The sequence below is a fragment of the Mycobacterium sp. MAC_080597_8934 genome, assembly GCF_000523975.1.
In the GTDB taxonomy this organism is placed as follows: Bacteria; Actinomycetota; Actinomycetes; order Mycobacteriales; family Mycobacteriaceae; genus Mycobacterium; species Mycobacterium avium.
Genome location: NZ_JAOS01000019.1, coordinates 460098 through 480490, shown reverse-complemented (window position 1 = coordinate 480490; position 20393 = coordinate 460098). Strand labels below are relative to the sequence as shown.

The window sequence follows — 20393 nt, the reverse complement described above, 5'->3', positions numbered from 1 at the left end:
AGTCACGCTGGCGTGACGCTCGGCGATCAGCGCCACGCTGGCGTGACGTTCGGCGGACGAGATAGTCCGCAATCGGCACATCACGATCCGGTCTCGGTGTGTCGACGCCGCTGTTCAGGCCGCAGTTCTTAACATCAGCACCGATGGTAACTACAAGAACAGTGGCCACATCCGCCTCGGGCTTGCTGCTGGTCGCGGTGATCGCCCTGTCCGGATGCACACCGCGGCCCGACGGGCCCGGACCGGCCGCGGAGAAGTTCTTCCGCGCCCTGGCCGTCGGAGACACCGCGACGGCCGCCCAGCTCAGCGACAACCCCAACGAGGCCCGCGAAGCCCTCAACGCGGCCTGGTCGGGTCTGCAGGCCAGCCACCTGGACGCGCAGATCCTCAACGCCAAGTACGCCGAGGACACCGGCACGGTCGGCTATCGCTTCACCTGGCACCTGCCCAAGAACCGCACCTGGACCTACGACGGCCAGCTGAAAATGGCGCGCGACGAGGGCCGCTGGGAGGTGCGCTGGACCACCACCGCGCTGCACGCCAAGCTCGGCGAGCACCAGACCTTCGCGTTGCGCGCGGACCGGCCGCGCCGCGCCTCGGTCAACGAACTCGGCGGCAGCGACGTGCTGGTGCCGGGCTACCTGTACCACTACACGCTGGACGCCGCCCAGGCCGGCAACGGCGCCGCGCTGTTCGGCACCGCGCACGCGGTGGTCGACGTGCTGCGCCCGTTCAACGGCGCGCTCGCCGACCCGCAGCTGCTCGCCGAGCAGGCCAGCTCGTCGACCCAGCCGGTGGACCTGGTCACGCTGCACCCCGACGACAACGACAAGGTCTTCCCGGCCATCGGCAGGCTGCCCGGCATCGTGGTCACCCCGCAGCCCGAAATGCTGCCCACCGACCCGCATTTCGCGCCGGCCGTCGTCGCCGCGGTGAAGAAGGCGGTGATCGACCAGCTCGACGGCCAGGCGGGCTGGCGGGTGGTCAGCGTCAACCAGAACGGTGTCGAGGTGGAGGTGCTGCACGAGGTGGAGGGGTCGCCGGCGCCGTCGGTGTCGCTCACCATCGACCGGGCGGTGCAGAACGCGGCCCAGCACGCGGTGGACACCCGCGGCGGCAAGGCGATGATCGTGGTGATCAAGCCGTCGACCGGGGAGATCCTGGCGATCGCGCAGAACGGCGGCGCCGACGCCGACGGCCTGCCGGCCACCAACGGGCTCTTCCCGCCCGGGTCGACGTTCAAGATGATCACCGCCGGCGCGGCCGTCGACCGCGACATGGCCACCCCGAACACCATGCTGGGCTGCCCCGGCCATCTCGACATCGGGCATCGCACCATCCCCAACTACGGTGGCTTCGATCTGGGCGTGGTGCCGATGTCGCGGGCGTTCGCCAGCTCCTGCAACACCACCTTCGCCGAGCTCAGCAGCAAGATGCCGCCGCGCGGCCTGACCCAGGCGGCCACCCGGTACGGCATCGGCCTGGACTACCAGATCGACGGCATCACCACGGTCACCGGCTCGGTGCCGCCGACCGTGGACCTGGCCGAGCGCACCGAGGACGGCTTCGGCCAGGGCAAGGTGCTGGCCAGCCCGTTCGGCATGGCGCTGGTGGCCGCGACGGTGGCCGCCGGCAAGACGCCGGTGCCGCAGCTGATCGTGGGCCGGCAGACCGCGGTCCAGGGCGACACCACCCCGATCAGCCCGAAGATGGTCGACGCGCTGCGGCCGATGATGCGGCTGGTGGTCACCAACGGGACCGCCAAGGAGATCGCCGGCTGCGGCGCGGTGTACGGCAAGACCGGTGAGGCCGAGTTCCCCGGCGGGTCGCACTCGTGGTTCGCCGGCTACCGCGGCGACCTGGCGTTCGCGGCGCTGATCGTCGGGGGCGGCAGCTCGGAATACGCGGTCCGGATGACCAAGGTGATGTTCGAGTCGCTGCCGCCGGACTTTTTGGCCTGACCAACACGCCCGCTCACAGGGCGCGTGCGGCGGTAAATTGCAAGCGTGGGCGAGTCCGGGGAAGAGATGGTCGCGCTACGGGTCTCCGACGCCGACCGCAACGGCACCATGCGCCGGCTGCACAACGCGGTCGCGCTGGGGCTGATCGACATCGACGAATTCGAGCAGCGCTCGTCGCAGGTCTCCTATGCGCGCACCCGCGGCGAGCTGGACGGCCTGGTCGGCGACCTGCCCGGGCCCGGCGCCATCGTCACCTCCGCGGCCGACCGGGTGGAACTGCGCGGCTGGGCGGGTTCGCTCAAGCGGCACGGCGAGTGGACGGTGCCCACCCGGCTGGCGCTGGTGCGCCGGCTGGGCTCGGTGGAACTCGACCTCACCCGCGCCCGGTTCGCCGGCCCGGTGGTGGTGATCGAACTGGACATGCGCTTCGGCTCGGTGCAGATCCGGTTGCCCGACGGCGCCAGCGCCTCCATCGACGACGTCGAGGTGTATGTGGGCAGCGCCGTCGACCGCCGCAAGGACGCGCCCGGTGAGGGCCGCCCGCACGTCGTGCTGACCGGGCGGGTGGTGTGCGGCTCGGTGGTCATCCGGGGACCCCGCCGCTCGCTGCTGCGCCGGCGGTTGAGCGGCTGAGCCCGTTCGGGGCGCGGTTAAGCTAGCTACCATGCCCGCTCGCACCGCGCTGTCCCCCGGAGAGTTGTCGCCGACTCTGCCGGTGCCCGCCCGCATTCCGCGCCCGGAATACGTGGGCAAGCCCACCGCCCGGGAGGGCAGCGAGCCGTGGGTGCAAACCCCCGAGGTGATCGAGAAGATGCGGGTCGCCGGGCGGATCGCGGCCGGCGCGCTGGTGGAGGCGGGCAAGGCCGTCGCGCCCGGGGTGACCACCGACGAACTGGACCGGATCGCCCACGAGTACATGATCGACCACGGCGCCTACCCGTCCACGCTGGGCTACAAGGGCTATCCGAAGTCGTGCTGCACGTCGCTGAACGAGGTGATCTGCCACGGCATCCCGGACTCGACGGTGATCGAGGACGGCGACATCGTCAACATCGACGTCACCGCCTACATCGACGGCGTGCACGGCGACACCAACGCCACCTTCCTGGCCGGCGACGTCGCCGAGGAGCACCGGCTGCTCGTCGAGCGCACCCGGGAGGCGACCATGCGCGCCATCAACGCCGTCAAGCCCGGGCGCGCCCTGTCGGTCATCGGCCGCGTCATCGAATCGTATGCAAATCGGTTCGGCTACAACGTGGTTCGTGACTTCACCGGGCACGGTATCGGCACCACCTTCCACAACGGCCTGGTCGTCTTGCACTACGACCAGCCGTCGGTGTCGACCATCATGCAGCCGGGCATGACGTTCACCATCGAACCGATGATCAACCTCGGCGGCCTGGACTACGAGATCTGGGACGACGGCTGGACGGTGGTCACCAAGGACCGCAAGTGGACCGCCCAGTTCGAACACACCCTGCTGGTCACCGACACCGGCGTGGAAATCCTGACGCTGCCGTGAGCCGGTGAGCGGAGCCCTGCTGGTCGCCGGCACCAGCTCCGACGCCGGGAAGTCGGTGGTGGTGGCCGGCCTGTGCCGGTTGCTGGCCCGCCGCGGGGTGCGGGTGGCGCCGTTCAAGGCGCAGAACATGTCCAACAACTCGGCGGTCACCGTCGAGGGCGGGGAAATCGGCCGCGCCCAGGCGATTCAGGCCCGCGCGGCGGGCCTGGAACCCAGCGTGCGGTTCAACCCGATCCTGCTCAAACCTGGCAGCGACCGCACCTCGCAGCTGGTGATCAAGGGCCAAGTGGCCGAATCGGTCACCGCGACAAGCTATGTGCAGCACCGCGACCGGCTCGCCGCCCTCGTTCTGAACGAATTGACTTGCCTGCGTGACGAATTCGATGCGGTGATCTGCGAGGGGGCGGGTTCGCCAGCCGAAATCAACCTGCGTGCAACGGATCTAGCCAATATGGGCCTGGCCAGGGCCGCCGATCTCGCGGTGATCCTGGTCGGCGACATCGACCGCGGCGGTCTGCTGGCGCACCTGTTCGGCACGGTCGCGGTGCTCGATCCGCAAGACCAGGCGCTGATCGCCGGTTTCGTCGTCAACAAATTCCGCGGCGACCCCGCGCTGCTGCAGCCCGGATTGCGCCGCCTGCACGACATCACGGGCCGGCCCACCTACGGTGTGCTCCCGTACGCCGACCGGCTGTGGCTGGACGCCGAGGACTCGCTGTCGGTGCTGGCGCACCGCGTCGTCGGCGCGCCCGACCCGCCGCTGGGCGACGACTGGCTGCGGGTGGCCGCCGTCCGGCTGCCCCGGATCTCCAACTCCACCGACGTCGAGGCGCTGGCCTGCGAACCCGGGGTGCTGGTGCGCTGGGTCAGCGAACCGTCCGACGTCGCCGACGCCGACCTGGTCGTCATCCCGGGCAGCAAGGCCACCGTCGCCGACCTGTCTTGGCTGCGCGAGCGCGGACTGGCCGCCGCGATCACCGCGCACGCCGCCGCCGGCAGGCCGGTGCTGGGCATCTGCGGGGGATTTCAGATGCTGTGCCGGTGCATCGACGACCGGGTGGAATCCGGCGCCGGCGAGGTGGCCGGGCTGGGTCTGCTGAACGCCGACATCGCCTTTCATCCCACCAAGACGTTGCGCCGCTGGCAGCGGCCGCTGGCTGGCTACGAGATCCACCACGGGCGGGTCTCCCGCTGCGCCGAGCACAGCTGGTTCGACTCGGACGCCGAGCCGCAGGGTCTGGTGCGCGGCGCGGTGTTCGGGACGCACTGGCACGGCCTGCTCGACAACGACGACTTCCGGCGCGCCTGGCTCGTCCGGGTCGCCGACGCGGCCGGCCGGCGCTTCGTGCCCGGCGACACCGACGTCGCCGCGCGGCGCGACGCCCAACTCGATCTGGCCGCCGACCTGCTGGCGGCCCACCTCGACGTCGACGCCGTGCTCGGGCTGCTGGACGGTCCGCAGCCGCGGCCGCGGCTGGCAACTCGGTTGTGCCGGTAGGGAATTCGCGCACCCCGACGGTGAACGCCGTTGTTGACGACGCGGTCAAAAATCCGCGCCCGCGTATCGGATGCTCGAGAAGCGTCGCGCACACAGGCCGTTTGGCTGTAGCGTGCTTGGGTGTCCTCGATGATGACCACCCTGGACGGGTTCGGTGTCCCGGTCGTTGTGGCCGGTCCGGAGAACGGCGTCGTCGTCGTCATCCTCGGTGACGAGGATCGCGCGCCCGCGGCCTACGACGCGGTCTGCGAACGGCTGCACACCGCGTCGCTGCGCACGGTGGTGATCGGCTTCGATCCGCGGCTCACCCCCAAATCGGTGATCGGCATCCTCGACGCGCTGGGCATCGGCTGGGCCGTCGTGATGGGTGACCGCGCCGGCGGCGAACTTGCCTGGGAACTGACGGCGACCCGGCTGGGCCGGTTCGTCGGCCTGGTGGTGATCGACCGCGGGCACCCGCGGGCCGCCGACCGCGACGGCGCCATCCGCGACGGGCACTGCCCGCCGGTGGAGATCGGCACCACGGTGTTGGTCAGCTCGCCGGCCGCCCGGGCGGTGGCCCAAGCCAGCCAGCAGTACGTCTACGCCGACTACCGGGTGGTGCACCTGGGGCGGCGCACGGTGCAGGAGTCGACGGCGCAACTGGCCGCCGAGATCATTCTGCGCACCAGCACCTGGTAGCCCGCGACGGTCATGGCCAGTGAAGACAGCGCGCTGACCGGTTCCGATACCGCGATGCTCTCGCTCGCCGCGCTGGACCGACTGGTGGCCGCCGGCGCGCCGGAAACGCGGGTGGACACCGTCATCGTGGCCTTCCCCGACATGCAGGGCCGGCTGGTCGGCAAGCGGATGGACGCGCGGCTGTTCGTCGACGAGGCGGCCGCCACCGGGGTCGAGTGTTGCGGCTACCTGCTGGCCGTCGACGTCGACATGAACACCGTGGGCGGCTATGCGATCTCGGGCTGGGACACCGGGTACGGCGACCTGGTGATGCGCCCGGACCTGTCCACCCTGCGCCGCATTCCCTGGCTGCCCGGGACGGCGCTGGTGATCGCCGACGTGGTGGGGGCCGACGGCAGCCCGGTCGCGGTGTCGCCGCGGGCCGTGCTGCGCCGCCAGCTCGACCGGCTGGCCGGGCGGGGGCTGTTCGCCGACGCCGCAACGGAGCTGGAATTCATGGTGTTCGACGAGCCGTACCGCCAGGCGTGGGCCAGCGGCTACCGCGGGCTGACCCCGGCCAGTGACTACAACATCGACTACGCGATCTCGGCGTCGTCGCGCATGGAGCCGCTGCTGCGCGACATCCGGCGCGGAATGGCCGGTGCGGGACTGCGATTCGAGTCCGTGAAGGGTGAATGCAACCGCGGCCAGCAGGAGATCGGCTTCCGCTACGACGAGGCGCTGCGGACCTGCGACAACCACGTCATCTACAAGAACGGGGCCAAGGAGATCGCCGATCAGCACGGCAAGAGCCTGACATTCATGGCGAAATACGATGAGCGCGAAGGCAACAGCTGCCACGTTCACCTTTCGCTGCGCGACGCCCAGGGCGGGGCGGCCTTCGCCGACCCCAGCCGCCCGCACGGCATGTCGACGATGTTCTGCAGCTTCCTGGCCGGCCTGCTGGCCACCATGGCAGACTTCACGCTGTTCTACGCGCCGAACATCAACTCCTACAAGCGATTCGCCGATGAGAGTTTCGCGCCCACCGCGCTGGCCTGGGGATTGGACAACCGCACCTGCGCGCTGCGGGTGGTCGGCCACGGCGCGCACACCCGGGTGGAGTGCCGGGTTCCCGGCGGCGACGTCAACCCGTATCTGGCGGTGGCGGCGATCGTCGCCGGCGGGCTGTACGGTATCGAGCAGGGCCTGGCGCTGCCGGAACCCTGCGCGGGCAACGCCTACCGCGCCCGCGGCGTCGGCCGGCTGCCGGGCACCCTGGCCGAGGCGGCGGCGCTGTTCGAGCACTCGGCGCTGGCGCGGCAGGTGTTCGGCGACGACGTCGTCGCGCACTACCTGAACAACGCCCGGGTCGAGCTGGCGGCGTTTCACGCCGCGGTCACCGATTGGGAGAGGATGCGTGGTTTTGAACGGCTCTGAGCCCCTTGGGGGCGATCCGCCGCGGCGGCCGGTGGTGGGCCTGACGGCGTATCTGGAACGGGTGCAGACCGGGATCTGGGACATCCCCGCCGGGTACCTGCCCGCCGACTACTTCGAGGGCGTCACCCGGGCCGGGGGGATCGCCGTGCTGCTGCCGCCGCAGCCGGTGGACACCGGGATCGTCGGCTCGCTGCTGGACGGCCTGCACGCCCTGGTGATCACCGGCGGTTACGACCTCGACCCCGCCGGCTACGGCCAGCGGCCGCACCCGAGCACCGATGCACCCCGGACCGACCGCGACGCTTGGGAATTCGCGCTGCTGCGGGGCGCGCTGCAGCGCGGGCTGCCGGTGCTGGGCATCTGCCGCGGCGCGCAGGTGCTCAACGTCGCGTTCGGCGGCACCCTGCACCAGCACCTGCCCGACGTGCTCGGGCACGGCGGGCACCGGGCCGGCAACGGGGTGTTCAGCACGCTGCCGGTGCGCACCGTCGCGGGCACCCGGCTGGCCGCGCTGCTGGGCGAGACGGTCGATGCGCCGTGCTATCACCATCAGGCGATCGACAAGGTGGGCGACGGGCTGGTGGTCAGCGCGTGGGATCCCGACGGTGTGGTGGAGGCGGTGGAGCTACCCGGTGACGCGTTTGTGCTTGCCGTGCAATGGCATCCGGAACAGTCCCTGCACGACCTGCGGCTGTTCACCGCGATCGTGGACGCCGCCCGGTCGTACGCCGGGGTCGCCCGTTGAGCACCGCGCGACTGATCAACCCGGCCACCGAGGAGGTGCTGGGATCGGTCGAGCACGCCGACGCCACCGCCGTCGACGACGCGGTGGACCGGGCGCGGGCGGCCCAGCGGCGGTGGGCCCGGCTCGCCCCGGCCGACCGGGCCGCCGGGCTGCGGGCCTTCGCCGCCGCCGTCGACGCCCACCGCGACGAACTTGCCGCCCTCGAGGTCGCCAACTCCGGGCACCCCATCGCCTCGGCCGAGTGGGAGGCCGGCCAGGTCCGCGACGTGCTGACGTTCTACGCGGGCAGCCCGGAACGCTTGTCCGGCAAGCAGATTCCCGTCGCCGGCGGGCTGGACGTCACGTTCCACGAGCCGCTCGGCGTGGTCGGTGTGATCACCCCGTGGAACTTCCCGATGCCGATTGCGTCCTGGGGCATCGCGCCCGCGCTGGCCGCCGGCAACGCCGTGCTGGTCAAACCCGCCGAGCCGACGCCGCTGACCACCATCCGGCTCGCCGAGCTGGCGGTGCAGGCCGGGCTGGACCGCGACCTGCTGCAGGTGCTGCCCGGACCGGGGACGGTGGTCGGGGAGCGGTTCGTCACGCACCCCGACGTTCGCAAGATCGTGTTCACCGGCTCCACCGAGGTCGGCAAGAAGGTGCTGGCCGGCGCGGCCGCCCAGGTGAAGCGGGTGACCCTGGAACTGGGCGGCAAGAGCGCCAACATCGTGTTCGCCGACTGCGATCTGCAGCGGGCCGCCGCGACCGCGCCGGCCGGGGTGTTCGACAACGCCGGGCAGGACTGCTGCGCCCGCAGCCGAATCCTGGTGCAGCGCAATGTATTTGATCGGTTCATGGAGCTGCTCGAGCCCGCTGTCACCGGCATCGTGGTCGGCGATCCGGCGTCCCGCGGCACCCAGATGGGGCCGCTGGTGTCGGCCGCGCACCGCGCCAAGGTGGCGTCCTACGTGCCCGACGGAGCCCCGGTCGCCTTTCGCGGCACCGCGCCGACGGGGCCTGGATTCTGGTTTCCCCCAACGGTTCTGACCCCGTCCCGCACCGACCGCTGCGTCACCGAGGAGATCTTCGGCCCGGTGGTCACGGTGCTGGCCTTCGACGACGAGCAGGACGCCGTCGCGCTGGCCAACGACACCAGCTACGGCCTGTCCGGGTCGATCTGGACCAACGATCTGTCCCGGGCGCTGCGGGTGTCCCGGGCGGTGGAAGCCGGGAACCTGTCGGTGAATTCGCATTCGTCGGTTCGCTACCACACCCCGTTCGGCGGGTTCAAACAGTCGGGGCTGGGCCGCGAACTGGGACCGGACGCCCCGGCGCAGTTCACCGAGACCAAGAACGTTTTCATCGCGATCGACGAGGAGCCGTGATGGACCTGACGCAACGGTTGGCGGGCCGGGTGGCGGTCATCACCGGCGCCGGCGGCGGGATCGGGCTGGCCGCGGCGCGCCGGATGCACGCCGAAGGCGCCACCATCGTGGTGGCCGACATCGACGCCGACGCCGGGGCGGCGGCCGCCGACGAACTGTCCGGCCTGTTCGTGCCGACCGACGTCGCCGACGAGGACGCGGTCAACGCGCTGTTCGACACCGCGGCGCGCCGCTACGGGCGCATCGACATCGCGTTCAACAACGCCGGCATCTCACCCCCCGACGACGACGTCATCGAGAACACCGAACCGCCGGCCTGGCAACGCGTCCAGGACGTCAACCTGAAGTCGGTGTATCTGTGCTGCCGGGCGGCGTTGCGGCACATGGTTTCCGCGCGACGCGGGTCGATCATCAACACGGCGTCGTTCGTCGCGGTGATGGGCTCGGCGACGTCGCAGATCTCCTACACCGCCGCCAAGGGCGGGGTACTGGCCCTGTCGCGGGAACTCGGGGTGCAGTTCGCCCGGCAGGGCATCCGGGTGAACGCGCTGTGCCCCGGGCCGGTCAACACCCCGCTGCTGCAGGAGCTGTTCGCCAAAGACCCGCAGCGCGCCGCCCGCCGGCTGGTGCACGTGCCGGTCGGCCGCTTCGCCGAACCTGGCGAAATCGCCGCTGCGGCAGCATTCTTGGCCAGCGATGACGCGTCCTTCATCACCGCGTCCACGTTCTTGGTCGACGGCGGCATCAGCGCGGCGTACGTGACCCCGCTCTAACCACCGGACTCGCCGGCCGCGTGCGGGCCCGCCGGCTCGCCGGGCGGCACCAGCCGGATGTGCTCGCCCGCCCGGTCCGGGCGCGGCTGCCGCGCCAGCGGGGCGAGCGCGGCCGCACCCTGCGGCGCCGACAGCACGCCGACCGTCATCGCGCGACCGACGACCGCGCACACCCGGGGCGCGGCGGCCGGCCCGGGGAAGAGCGTCTGCAGCGCCGCCGCCTTGTTCATCGAATTGAGGTGGCCGATCGCCAGATCCGAGGGCGCGGTCAGCGAATTCAGTTTCGACAGTGCCGGCGTGACGGGGGACATGGCCGCGTCCAGCGTGCGCAGCGGCGCCACCGACAGCTGTTCCAGGGCGTCGGGAATGGCCGCCATCACCTGGCCGCCGGCCGAGATCAGCTCGGGTGCGGCGGCCAGCGCCCAGCTTCGGGTTGCCGCCCCGCAGGCTCCCGGCGGCGCGGTGAACGGGGTCAGCGTCACCGCGGCGGCCGAGGCGTCGGCGTAGGCGTACATGGCGGCGGCGTTGCGCGCCCACATCCGCTCGTAGGCGGTGTCCACCTCGGCGATCGCCGGGCTGTGCTGGCCCAGGCAGTTCGCCGACACCAGCGCCAGCCGGTGCCTGCGGTTGCCGGCGATCACCGGCGGGGCACCATCGCCGCGCAGGCCGACCGGTGCGCGTCGGCGGCCGCGGTGAGCCCTCGGCGGCCTGCTCGCCGCGCGCGGCGTTGCCGTCCAGCCAGTCGATGTAGCGGGCGGCCGCGTCGCCAGGACGGCGGTCGCCGCCCGGTAGCTGGTCGCGGCGGCGCGCAGTTGGCGGGCCAGCCCGTTCCACGCCGCGGCGGCCCGGATCAGCGATCCGGCGCCCGGGCCCGAATGCATCAGCCCGGAGCTGACTTCCGGGGGAAGCGTTGCGAAATCCATTACGGCCACTGCCTGACTGCGCCGGTGTGAGCGGTACCCGAAACCATGGGGCTTCCTTCAACAGATAGACACGGGGGTTACACGTCCTGGGCCGGACCCCGGGTCCGGCCGCGCGTCGATCAGCGTCGGGCCACGCCGAACAGTGTCAAGACATCCCGGTCGGGCAGAAAGATTGCGGGCGCGCGGGATTGGGCCCCTCGCGGGGCAAAACCCAACGGGCTGAAGGATATCGGCATCGGCGACAGAACCGCGTGCGGCGACAGGCGGTTCCAGCTCAGCGGCCGCTCCTTGGTCATCCACGTGCTGTGGAACGGCTTCTTGTTGGTGTTGTTCGCCGGTGCCGCAGACCGCGAGGTGGCCGGGGCGGCCCGGCTGATCGTCGACGGGCGCCCGGCAACCCGCGCCACGGTCGGGCCGCCGGCATGCCCACGGTCGGGGCCGCAGTCGGGGCCGTCCAGGCCGGCGGCTCGGGCAGGGCGGCCGCGGCGCACGCGGGCCGCAACGCCGACCCCGCGACCAGCGCGATGAACACCCCGAGCGCTGCGGCAACCGCGATGGCCGGCTGCCATCGCCGCGTTTCGTCGCCGCCTCGCAAGATCACAGTGCATCGAATGTAGCGCGGGAAACCCGCGCGACGGTCGGAACCAGCTGTGAACTCGGTCGGAGTCCGGTGTGGCACGGGCCGCCGGCCGCTACCGGCGGAACAGGATCAGCGGGATCGCCGTCTCGGCCGGCGTGGCCGCGCCGTGGAAGCCGACCAGGCGCGCCGTCTCCGGCGGCTCGTGGGCGCTGGCCAGCACCGCGGTGTCCCCGGAACAGACCACCACCACGTCGCCGAGCCGCGGCAGGTGCCGGTCGGCGACCGGGCCGAACATGCCGGTGGCCACCGCCTGCGCGCGGCTGTACACGGCGGCCCGGCCGTCGAGCAGCTCCGACCACGCGGCCTGCACGTCGGGCGCGGCGCCCGGCTCGGTGTGCAGGTACCGCACCCGCGGCTCGCCGGCCACCACGCGGATGCCCGCGGCCAGCCGCGGGTCGCTGTCCAGGTCGACGCGGGCCTCGGGCGGGACGTTGAGGCCGCCGTGGTCGGCGGTCACCAGCAGCGCGGCATTCGGCGGCAGCGCCTCGAGCAGGCCGGACAGCAGGGCGTCGACGGCCGCCGCCGCGGTGTGCCACTGCGGCGAGCCGATCCCGAACAGGTGGGCCGCGGTGTCCAGCTCCGCGGTGTAGCCGTACACCAGCCCGGGGCCGGCCCGCAGCTCGTCGCCGACCAGCCGCGGGTAGTCGTCGGCGGGCTCGGCCGGCACCAGCCGGGCGCCGCGGTAGGCGGCCTCGGTCAGGCCACTGCCCAGAAACGACGACGGCAGCACGGCGCGGGCGCGGACACCGGCGGCGGCGAGCCGCTCGAACCAGGTGGGCAGCGGCTGCCAGGCGTCCGGCGCCGGGTCATCGCGCCACCGGACGTGGTTGAGCACCCGGTCGGTGCCCGGCACCCGCAGCGTGAAGCCCAGGATCCCGTGCTGGCCGGGCGCCGCGCCGGTGGCCAGCGACACCAGGCTGGTCGGGGTGGTCGACGGGAAGGTGCAGTCCAGCCGGGTCAGCCGGCCGACCTCGCCGGCCCGCACCGCGGCGAGCAGCGGGGCGTCGCCGGCCAGCTGGGCGAGCAGCTGCCAGCCCAGCCCGTCGACCAGCAGCACCAGCACCCGGTCCACCCGCTCGGCGCCGACCCAGTCGGTCACGGCCGACCCGCCCGGCTCGTGCCCCGCGTCCGGGATCCCGAGCAGGGCGGCCGCGGCGGGCAGCACGTCGCGCAGCGAACCGGGCACCCGGCCAGTCTGGCGTCCGGCCCACACGCGCGCCAGTCGGCGGTCGGGCCCGGGCGGCCCGACCGTCAGGGCGCGGTTCAGGCTTCTCGGCCGGTCCCGGCGCGCGGATCGGCGCCGGCCCACCTCTCTTCGATGCGTCCGTACCGCCAGATCAGCAGGGCCACCGCCCAGGTGAGGACGAACATGCCGACGACGACGTAACCGACCGTGTTCAGGTCCAGCCCGCCGAGCCAGTCCCAGAACGAGCCCCGCCAACCGAATTCGTCGGCGAACAGGACGAGCAGCTCGATGCTGCCGATCACCCACGCGACCGCCACCGAAAGCGCGGTGATGATGATGTTGTAGTAGATCTTGCGCACCGGGTTGGAAAACGCCCAGCCGTAGGCGAAGTTCATGAACGAGCCGTCGATGGTGTCCAGCAGGCACATGCCGGCCGCGAACAGCACCGGCAGGCACAGGATGGCGTACCAGGGCAGCCCGGCCGCCGCGCTGGTGCCGGCCAGCACCAGCAGCGCGACCTCGGTGGCGGTGTCGAAACCGAGCCCGAACAGCAGGCCGACCGGATAGCAGTGCCAGGACTGGGTGATCGACTTGGTGAACCGGCCCAGCCACCGGTTCATCAGCCCCCGGTTGTCCAGCTGCCGCTCCAATTCCGCGGCGTCGGTGTGCGGGTCGTAGTCACCCCGGCGCACTCGCGCGAGGACGCGCAGGATGCCGACCAGGACGACGACGTTGAGCAGGGCGATCGCATAGAGGAACACGCCCGAGACGCTGGTGCCGATCAGCCCGGTGTAGTGGTGCAGCGCCGACGAGTCGTCGCGCACCGGCCCCACCACCGTCCTCACCCCGCAGGCCAGCAGCACCGCCAGCGCGAACACCACCGTGGAATGGCCCAGCGAGAAGAAGAAGCCGACGGCCAGCGGGCGCTGCCCGTCGTTCATCAGCTTGCGGGTGGTGTTGTCGATCGCGGCGATGTGGTCGGCGTCGAAGGCGTGCCGCAGGCCCAGGGTGTAGGCCGTCAATCCGACACCGACGCCAAATGCCTTGCCGCCCAAGCTGTATTGCGCCGGGGCCACCAACAGCACCAAGGTCAACCAGCCGATCAGGTGCAGAGCGAGGATGGCGCCCAGCATCGACGCCAGCCGCCACCATTCCGCCGGCGCCAGCGCGCCGAGAAACCTGGTCGCCCGTGCCGGCCACCGGTCGATCTCCGTACTGGTCACGGGGGTCCTTCCGGCGCGGGCGGTGTCGGGCACAGGGCAACGGGCACGACTGTAAGTTCCGCGTCTTGCCGGACGCAAGGCGGGCACACGGCCCGGCGCCGCTGAGTTCAGTACAGGCCCAGCAGCGCGTTCTCGACGACCTCGGGCAGCGCCGGGTGAATCCAGTACTGGCCGCGGGCCATCTGCGCGGCGGTCAGCCCGAAGCTCATCGCCTGGATCAGCGGCTGGATGATCGAGGACGCCTGAGGGCCCATGATGTGCGCGCCCAGCAGCCGACCGCTGGTGCGCTCGGCGATCAGCTTGACCACCCCGGTGGTGTCTTCCATCGCCCACCCGTAGGCGACGTCGCCGTAGTTCTGGATCGCCACCGAGATGTCGAAACCCCGTGCTATCGCCTGGTTTTCGGTCAGCCCCACGGTGGCCAGCTGGGGATCGGTGAACACCGCCGACGGAACGTAGCGGTGGTCGGTGACGGCCATCGACTCGGTGTCGTCCCAGTCGCAGAGCAGGTTGTGCCGCACCACCCGGGCCTCGTGGTTGGCGACGTGCTTGAGCTGATACGGCGACGACACGTCACCGAGCGCGAAAACCCCTCGGGCCGAAGTGCGTTGGTACTCGTCGACCACCACGCGACCGTTCTCCACGTCGACGCCGGCCTGCCCGGCGTCGAGCAGATCGGCGTTGGATATCCGGCCGGTGGCCACCAGCAGCACGTCGGCGTCCAGCGTGGATCCGTCGTCCAGGCGCAGTGTGACGCCGGAGCCGCGGTTGCTGCCGCCCACCACGTTGCGCTGGGTGCGCAGTTCCCATTTGGCCGCGGCCAGCCGGGTGAACCGCTCGCAGATCATGTCGTCGTACTGGCGCAGCATGCGGCCGCTGCGGATCACCACGGTCACGTGCACCCCCAGCGCGGAGAAGATGTGCGCGAATTCGGCTGCCACGAAGCCACTTCCGACGATCACCAGATGCTCGGGCAGCGCGGGGATGCGCATGATGGTGTCGCTGGTGTGGTAGGTGACGCCGCTCTCGAGGATCGCGGGGGGAATCACCGGCCGCGACCCGGCGGCGATCACCACCTGCTCGGCGGTGAACTGTTCGCCGGCGTCGGTGCGCAACAGGTAACGGCCGTCGGATTGCACCGGCCCGAACCGGGTGTGACTGCGGTACAGGTCGATATTGACCGAGGAGCGCCGATACTCTTCGCCGCTGAGCGCGATCGGGTCGATGCGGCCGAAGACGCGGGAGACGATGTCGGGCCAGCGCACCCCGTCGAGGTGCGTGTCGACGCCGTAGCGGGCCGCCTCCCGGATCGTCGTGGCGACGTCGGCGGCGTAGACGAACATCTTGGTGGGGATGCACCCGACGTTGAGGCAGGTTCCGCCGAAGGTGCCGTGCTCGCAGATGGCGGTCCGCTTGCCGGCGAAGCGGGCATCGAGAAGGCTGTTGCCCGAACCGGTTCCGATGATCGCGAGGTCGTAGGTTTCCATGTTCGGCGCCTCACCCTTCGTCCCGGGACGCCGGGGCCCGGGTGCTTTCGGTGCTCCGGTCGCGCAGGTAGCCGTCCAGCCACAGATCCAGTTGACGATAGGCCGCCGCGCGGGGCTCCGGCAACGACAAGAACACGTCGTGTTTGGCGTCGGCGACCGGAATGATGGTGCTGCGGTTGCCGATACAGCCCGCCCAGCGGGCGATCTGGGTGACGTCGAGCACCGCGTCACCGCAGTGCATGGATGCCGGGTCGGGCGTCTCCTGCACGCTGTGGTCTGAGCGCAGGATCAGGTTCGGCACCCCGACGTCGAGACCGCGGTGCAGTCGCGCCTGACCGCGGCGCACTGCGTGCAGCCAACCGAACGTGATCGGAAAGCCGCCAACGGGTTTCCACTGCAGGTTGTAGTCGAATTCCCCGCCGTAGTCGCGGTGCAGCGTGGTGCCGTAGCCGCCCTGCACCGGGGACCGGGCCACGCCCTTGGAACGCACCCGGGACAGGCCGGCGATCAGCGCCACGGTCAGCGAGTGCCGCAGGATGGGCGGGCCGGGCAGCTCCAGGAACGGGCTGTTGAGCACCAGACCGCCAACTGCGGAGTGCGCTACGGGATTTCGGCGCCGCAGCCGGTCCAGCCACAACGACACGATCAGCCCGCCGGCCGAATGCCCGTACACCAGCACCCTGCGGTTTCCCCCGCTCGCCACGCTCAGCGCGCGTTCCAGTTCGGTGTCGTAGTTGGCCAGGTCGGTGACGAAGTGCGGCGTCTGCCCGTCGCGCCGAGACCGGCCGCACTTGTGCAGGTCCAGCGCGTAGAAGGCGAAACCGCGCGCGGCGAAGTGATCGGCCAGCGCGGTGTGGAAGAAGTAGTCGGTATACCCGTGCACCGCCAGCACCGCGTGATCGGCGGCCGGCGCCGCGTCGTCCCCGCGCCGGATCAGGGTCGCGACGATGTCGCCCTCGCCGGCCGGATCGGCGCCCAGCGCCAGGGTGCGCTGCCAATAGCCGGGTAGCACGTCGGGCACCCAGCCAGCCGCCCCGCCAGTCACCCCGCCAGCTTAGAGCTTTTGCCGGCCGCGGCGACCCCGCGCGTGGTTCGCGTCGCTTTGCCACCGGATAACCTGAGGATCGGCATGCCTCGAGGAAAAGGACCAACAAGCCGGTGTCATCGCTAGCCAGGACCACCCGCACGGACGTCGTGCTGGTGGGCGCGGGCATCATGAGCGCCACACTGGGCGCGTTGCTGCGGCGGCTGCAGCCGGATTGGTCGATGACCTTCGTCGAGCGCCTGGACGCGGTCGCCGCCGAGAGCAGCAGCCCGTGGAACAACGCCGGCACCGGGCATTCGGCGCTGTGCGAGCTCAACTACACCCCGCAGCGCGCCGACGGCTCCATCGACATCGCCAAAGCGGTGCGCATCAACGAGCAGTTCCAGGTGACCCGCCAATTCTGGGCGTATGCCGTGGAGAACGGCATGCTGACCGATCGGGGCTTCGTGACCCCGATCCCGCACGCGAGTTTCGTGCGCGGGGCGCGGGCCGTCGAGTATCTGCGGCGCCGGCAGCAGGCGCTGGCGCCCAACCCGTTGTTCGCCGGCATCGAATTGATCGAGGACGCCGACGAGTTCGCCCGCCGGCTGCCGTTGATGGCCGACCGGCGGGACTTCTCCGAACCGACCGCGCTGAATTGGGCGCGCCACGGCACCGACGTCGACTTCGGCGCGCTGTCGCGACAGCTGATCGGGTTCTGCGTGCGCGGCGGCGCGACGGCGCTGTTCGGCCATCAGGTGCACAACCTGACGCGGGAGTCCGACGGCAGCTGGACGTTGCTGGTCCGCAACCGCCGGACCGGCGAAAAGCACCGGTGCAACGCCAAATTCGTGTTCGTCGGGGCCGGCGGTGACGCGCTGCCGCTGCTGCAGAAGTCGGGTATCGGCGAGGCCCGCGGATTCGCGGGGTTCCCGATCGGCGGTCGCTTCCTGCGCGCCGACAATCCCGTGCTCACCGCGGCGCACCGGGCCAAGGTGTACGGGGCTCCAGCGCCGGGGGCCCCGCCGCTGGGCGCGTTGCATCTGGACCTGCGCTACGTCAACGGCAAGCCGTGGCTGGTGTTCGGGCCGTACGCCGGCTGGTCGCCGAAGTTCTTGAAACACGGGCACTTCACCGATCTGCCCCGCTCGGTGCGCCCGCACAATCTGGTCGCGCTGCTCGGCGTCGGCGTCACCCAGCTGACGTTGCTGCGATACCTGATCGGCCAGTTGCGGCTGTCCGCGCCGGACCGGATGCGGATGCTACGCGAATTCGCGCCCACCGCAGTGGATTCGGACTGGGAGCTGACGGTGGCCGGTCAGCGGGTGCAGGTGATCCGGCGCGATCGGCGCCGCGGCGGCGTGCTCGACTTCGACACCACCGTGGTGGCGGCCGGCGACGGCAGCATCGCGGGGTTGCTCGGCGGCTCGCCGGGAGCGTCGACGGCGGTGCCGATCATGCTCGATGTGCTGCAGCGCTGTTTCGCTGACCGTTATCGGTCGTGGCTGCCCGCGCTCAAGGAGATGGTTCCCTCGCTGGGCGTGACGCTGTCCGACGAGCCGGCGCTGTATGAGGAAGTCTATTCATGGGGAACGAAGATCCTGGGACTGGACGAGTTGGATGAGGAGCGGCGCAGATGACTGAAGCATTGCGACGCACGTGGGCCAAAGACCTTGATGCCCAAACGCTTTACGAGCTGCTCAAGCTGCGGGTTGAGGTGTTCGTCGTCGAGCAGGCCATCCCGTATCCGGAGTTGGACGGGCGCGACCTGCTCGCCGAAACCCGGCACTTCTGGCTGGAAACCTCTGACGGCGAGGTGATCTGCACGCTGCGGCTGATGGAGGAGCACGCCGGCGGCGAGAAGGCGTTCCGGATCGGGCGGCTGTGCACCAAACGCAGCGCCCGCGGCCAGGGCCACACCACCCGGCTGCTGCGCGCGGCGCTGGCCGAGGTGGGCGACTACCCGTGCCGGATCAACGCCCAGACCTACCTGGCCGACATGTACGCCCAGCACGGATTCGTCCGCGACGGCGACGATTTCCTCGACGACGGCGTCCCGCACGTGCCCATGCTGCGACCCGGCTCGGGATTGGCGGAAAAGCCGTGAAGCCCTACCCGTTCAGCGCCATCGTCGGGCACGACCGGCTGCGGCTGGCCCTGCTGCTGTGCGCCGTGCGCCCGGAGATCGGCGGCGCGCTCATCCGCGGCGAGAAAGGCACCGCCAAGTCGACGGCCGTGCGCGGCTTGGCGGCCCTGCTGTCCGCCGCCACCGGCAGCGACGCGAACCTGGTCGAAATGCCGCTCGGCGCAACCGAAGACCGGGTGATCGGCTCGCTGGACCTGCAGCGGGTGCTGCGCGACGGCGAGCACGCGTTCTCCCCGGGGCTGCTGGCCCGCGCGCACGGCGGTGTGCTCTACGTCGACGAGGTCAACCTGCTGCACGATCATCTCGTCGACGTGTTGCTCGACGCCGCGGCGATGGGACGGGTGCACATCGAACGCGACGGCATCTCGCATTCGCACGACGCCCGGTTCGTGTTGATCGGCACCATGAATCCCGAAGAGGGCGAACTGCGTCCGCAGCTGCTGGACCGGTTCGGGCTCACCGTCGACGTGCATGCCTCGCGTGACGTGGAGGTGCGGGCGCAGGTGATCCGGCAGCGGATGGCCTATGAGGCCGACCCGGACGGTTTCGCCGAACGCTACGCCGACGCCGACGCCGAGCTGGCCCGGCGCATCGCCGCGGCGCGCGCCCTGGTCGACGACGTGGTGTTGCCCGACAACGAGTTACGGCGCATCGCGGCGCTGTGCGCGGCGTTCGACGTGGACGGCATGCGGGCCGATCTGGTGGTGGCCCGCACCGCGGTCGCGCACGCGGCCTGGCGCGGCGCGCCCACCGTCGAGGAGCAGGACATCCGGGTGGCCGCCGAGCTGGCCCTGCCGCACCGCCGCCGCCGCGATCCCTTCGACGACCCGGGCATCGACCGCGAGCAACTGGACGAGGCCCTGGCCCAGGCCGGCTCCGAGCCCGACCCGGATCCCGACCGGCCCGGCGGAGGCCAGGCCGGCCAGACCGAACAGGAACCGCCGCAACGGGATTCGGCGCAGGACGCCCAGCCGCGGCCGCCGACGACGAAACCGAGTGCGCCGCCGTCGAAGACGTTTCGCACCCGCGCGCTGCGGGTCCCCGGTGTCGGCGAAGGGGCACCCGGCCGGCGGTCGCGGGCCCGCAACGCCAGCGGCAGCGTCATCGCAGCCACCGACGGCGCCGACACCGGCTGCGGCGGCCACGGGCTGCACCTGTTCGCCACCCTGCTCTCGGCCGCCGAACGGGCCGGTGCCGGGCCGCTGCGGCCGGGGCCCGACGATGTGCGACGGGCCGTGCGCGAGGGCCGCGAAGGCAATCTGGTGATCTTCGTCGTCGACGCCTCCGGATCGATGGCGGCGCGGGACCGGATGGCGGCGGTCAGCGGTGCCACGCTGTCGCTGCTGCGCGACGCCTATCAGCGCCGCGACAAGGTCGCCGTGATCACGTTCCGGCAACAGCAGGCGCGGCTGCTGTTGCCGCCCACCTCCTCGGCGCACATCGCCGGGCGGCGGCTGGCCCGCTTCGACACCGGCGGCAAGACGCCGCTGGCCGAAGGGCTGCTGGCCGCGCGCGAGCTGATAGTCCGGGAGAAGGCCCGCGACCGGGCGCGCCGCGCCCTCGTGGTGGTGCTCACCGACGGCCGGGCCACCGCCGGCCCGGATCCGTTGGGCCGCAGCCGGATCGCCGCGGCCCGGCTGGTCGCCGAGGGCGCGGCCGCGGTGGTGGTGGACTGCGAAACGTCGTATGTGCGGCTGGGCCTGGCCGAGCACCTGGCACGCCAGCTGGGCGCCCCGGCGGTGCGGCTGGAGCAGTTGCACGCGGATTCGCTGACGCGTGCGGTGCGCGACGCCGCCTGAGC

General features: G+C 71.4%; 17 protein-coding genes. 12 read left to right on the top strand and 5 right to left on the bottom strand.

The genetic code is table 11. The features are described from left to right. Positions 1-143 precede the first annotated feature (143 nt). The 9 genes from NF20_RS11265 (at position 144) to NF20_RS11225 (ending at position 9963) form a co-directional block, all read left to right on the top strand. On the top strand, positions 144-1961 hold the full coding sequence (locus tag NF20_RS11265; protein WP_031343809.1) for a penicillin-binding transpeptidase domain-containing protein: 1818 nt from the start codon (positions 144-146) through the stop codon (positions 1959-1961). A 66-nt stretch (positions 1962-2027) separates the two neighbouring features. After that, positions 2028-2594 carry a DUF1707 SHOCT-like domain-containing protein gene (locus NF20_RS11260; protein ID WP_263424716.1) on the top strand — a complete coding sequence of 189 codons (567 nt, stop codon included), beginning with the start codon at positions 2028-2030 and terminating at the stop codon, positions 2592-2594. Between the two features lie 31 nt (positions 2595-2625). Continuing rightward, the gene (gene map, locus NF20_RS11255; protein WP_009978087.1) at positions 2626-3483 is read left to right on the top strand and encodes a type I methionyl aminopeptidase; all 858 of its coding nucleotides are present in this window, start codon (positions 2626-2628) and stop codon (positions 3481-3483) included. A 4-nt stretch (positions 3484-3487) separates the two neighbouring features. Then, positions 3488-4981 (top strand): cobyric acid synthase, encoded by a 1494-nt coding sequence (locus NF20_RS11250; protein ID WP_023870823.1) that lies wholly within the window; start codon positions 3488-3490, stop codon positions 4979-4981. A 129-nt stretch (positions 4982-5110) separates the two neighbouring features. Further along, complete coding sequence (locus NF20_RS11245; protein WP_003875119.1) at positions 5111-5662, top strand: alpha/beta hydrolase; 552 nt, start codon at positions 5111-5113, stop codon at positions 5660-5662. Between the two features lie 12 nt (positions 5663-5674). Next, the gene (locus NF20_RS11240) at positions 5675-7081 is read left to right on the top strand and encodes a glutamine synthetase family protein (protein ID WP_033711938.1); all 1407 of its coding nucleotides are present in this window, start codon (positions 5675-5677) and stop codon (positions 7079-7081) included. Beyond that, positions 7047-7826: a gamma-glutamyl-gamma-aminobutyrate hydrolase family protein gene (locus tag NF20_RS11235; protein WP_224112973.1), complete on the top strand. Its 780-nt coding sequence runs from the start codon at positions 7047-7049 to the stop codon at positions 7824-7826. The genes NF20_RS11240 and NF20_RS11235 overlap by 35 nt, the downstream gene beginning before the upstream one ends. Next, positions 7823-9190, top strand: a complete 1368-nt coding sequence (locus NF20_RS11230) for an aldehyde dehydrogenase family protein (protein WP_033711936.1) — start codon at positions 7823-7825, stop codon at positions 9188-9190. Before NF20_RS11235 ends, NF20_RS11230 begins: the two co-directional genes overlap by 4 nt. Then, positions 9187-9963, top strand: a complete 777-nt coding sequence (locus tag NF20_RS11225; protein WP_003878689.1) for a 3-oxoacyl-ACP reductase — start codon at positions 9187-9189, stop codon at positions 9961-9963. Before NF20_RS11230 ends, NF20_RS11225 begins: the two co-directional genes overlap by 4 nt. On the opposite strand, the gene NF20_RS11220 is transcribed toward NF20_RS11225, so the two are convergent. The 5 genes from NF20_RS11220 to NF20_RS11195 form a co-directional block, all read right to left on the bottom strand. Beyond that, positions 9960-10886: a PPE domain-containing protein gene (locus NF20_RS11220; protein WP_255343453.1), complete on the bottom strand. Its 927-nt coding sequence runs from the start codon at positions 10884-10886 to the stop codon at positions 9960-9962. The genes NF20_RS11225 and NF20_RS11220 overlap by 4 nt on opposite strands. Positions 10887-11578: 692 nt before the next feature. Then, positions 11579-12712: an alkaline phosphatase family protein gene (locus NF20_RS11210; RefSeq protein ID WP_033711932.1), complete on the bottom strand. Its 1134-nt coding sequence runs from the start codon at positions 12710-12712 to the stop codon at positions 11579-11581. Positions 12713-12789: 77 nt separating this feature from the next. Beyond that, entirely contained in the window at positions 12790-13935 is a 1146-nt protein-coding gene (locus tag NF20_RS11205; protein WP_011725634.1) for a HoxN/HupN/NixA family nickel/cobalt transporter, read from the bottom strand. A 107-nt stretch (positions 13936-14042) separates the two neighbouring features. Next, the gene (gene mtr, locus NF20_RS11200; RefSeq protein ID WP_033711929.1) at positions 14043-15422 is read right to left on the bottom strand and encodes a mycothione reductase; all 1380 of its coding nucleotides are present in this window, start codon (positions 15420-15422) and stop codon (positions 14043-14045) included. Between the two features lie 10 nt (positions 15423-15432). After that, a complete protein-coding gene (locus tag NF20_RS11195) occupies positions 15433-16443 on the bottom strand; it encodes an alpha/beta hydrolase (protein ID WP_033717280.1) in 1011 nt (336 codons plus the stop codon). Positions 16444-16580: 137 nt separating this feature from the next. Here NF20_RS11195 and mqo point away from each other — a divergent pair, with 137 nt between their 5' ends. The 3 genes from mqo to NF20_RS11180 are packed head-to-tail and all read left to right on the top strand — an operon-like array spanning position 16581 to position 20391. Further along, positions 16581-18086 (top strand): malate dehydrogenase (quinone), encoded by a 1506-nt coding sequence (mqo, locus tag NF20_RS11190; RefSeq protein WP_033711927.1) that lies wholly within the window; start codon positions 16581-16583, stop codon positions 18084-18086. Continuing rightward, positions 18083-18553, top strand: a complete 471-nt coding sequence (locus tag NF20_RS11185) for a GNAT family N-acetyltransferase (RefSeq protein ID WP_003875132.1) — start codon at positions 18083-18085, stop codon at positions 18551-18553. Before mqo ends, NF20_RS11185 begins: the two co-directional genes overlap by 4 nt. Beyond that, the gene (locus tag NF20_RS11180) at positions 18550-20391 is read left to right on the top strand and encodes a magnesium chelatase subunit D family protein (protein WP_033711925.1); all 1842 of its coding nucleotides are present in this window, start codon (positions 18550-18552) and stop codon (positions 20389-20391) included. The genes NF20_RS11185 and NF20_RS11180 overlap by 4 nt, the downstream gene beginning before the upstream one ends. Positions 20392-20393 lie beyond the last annotated feature (2 nt).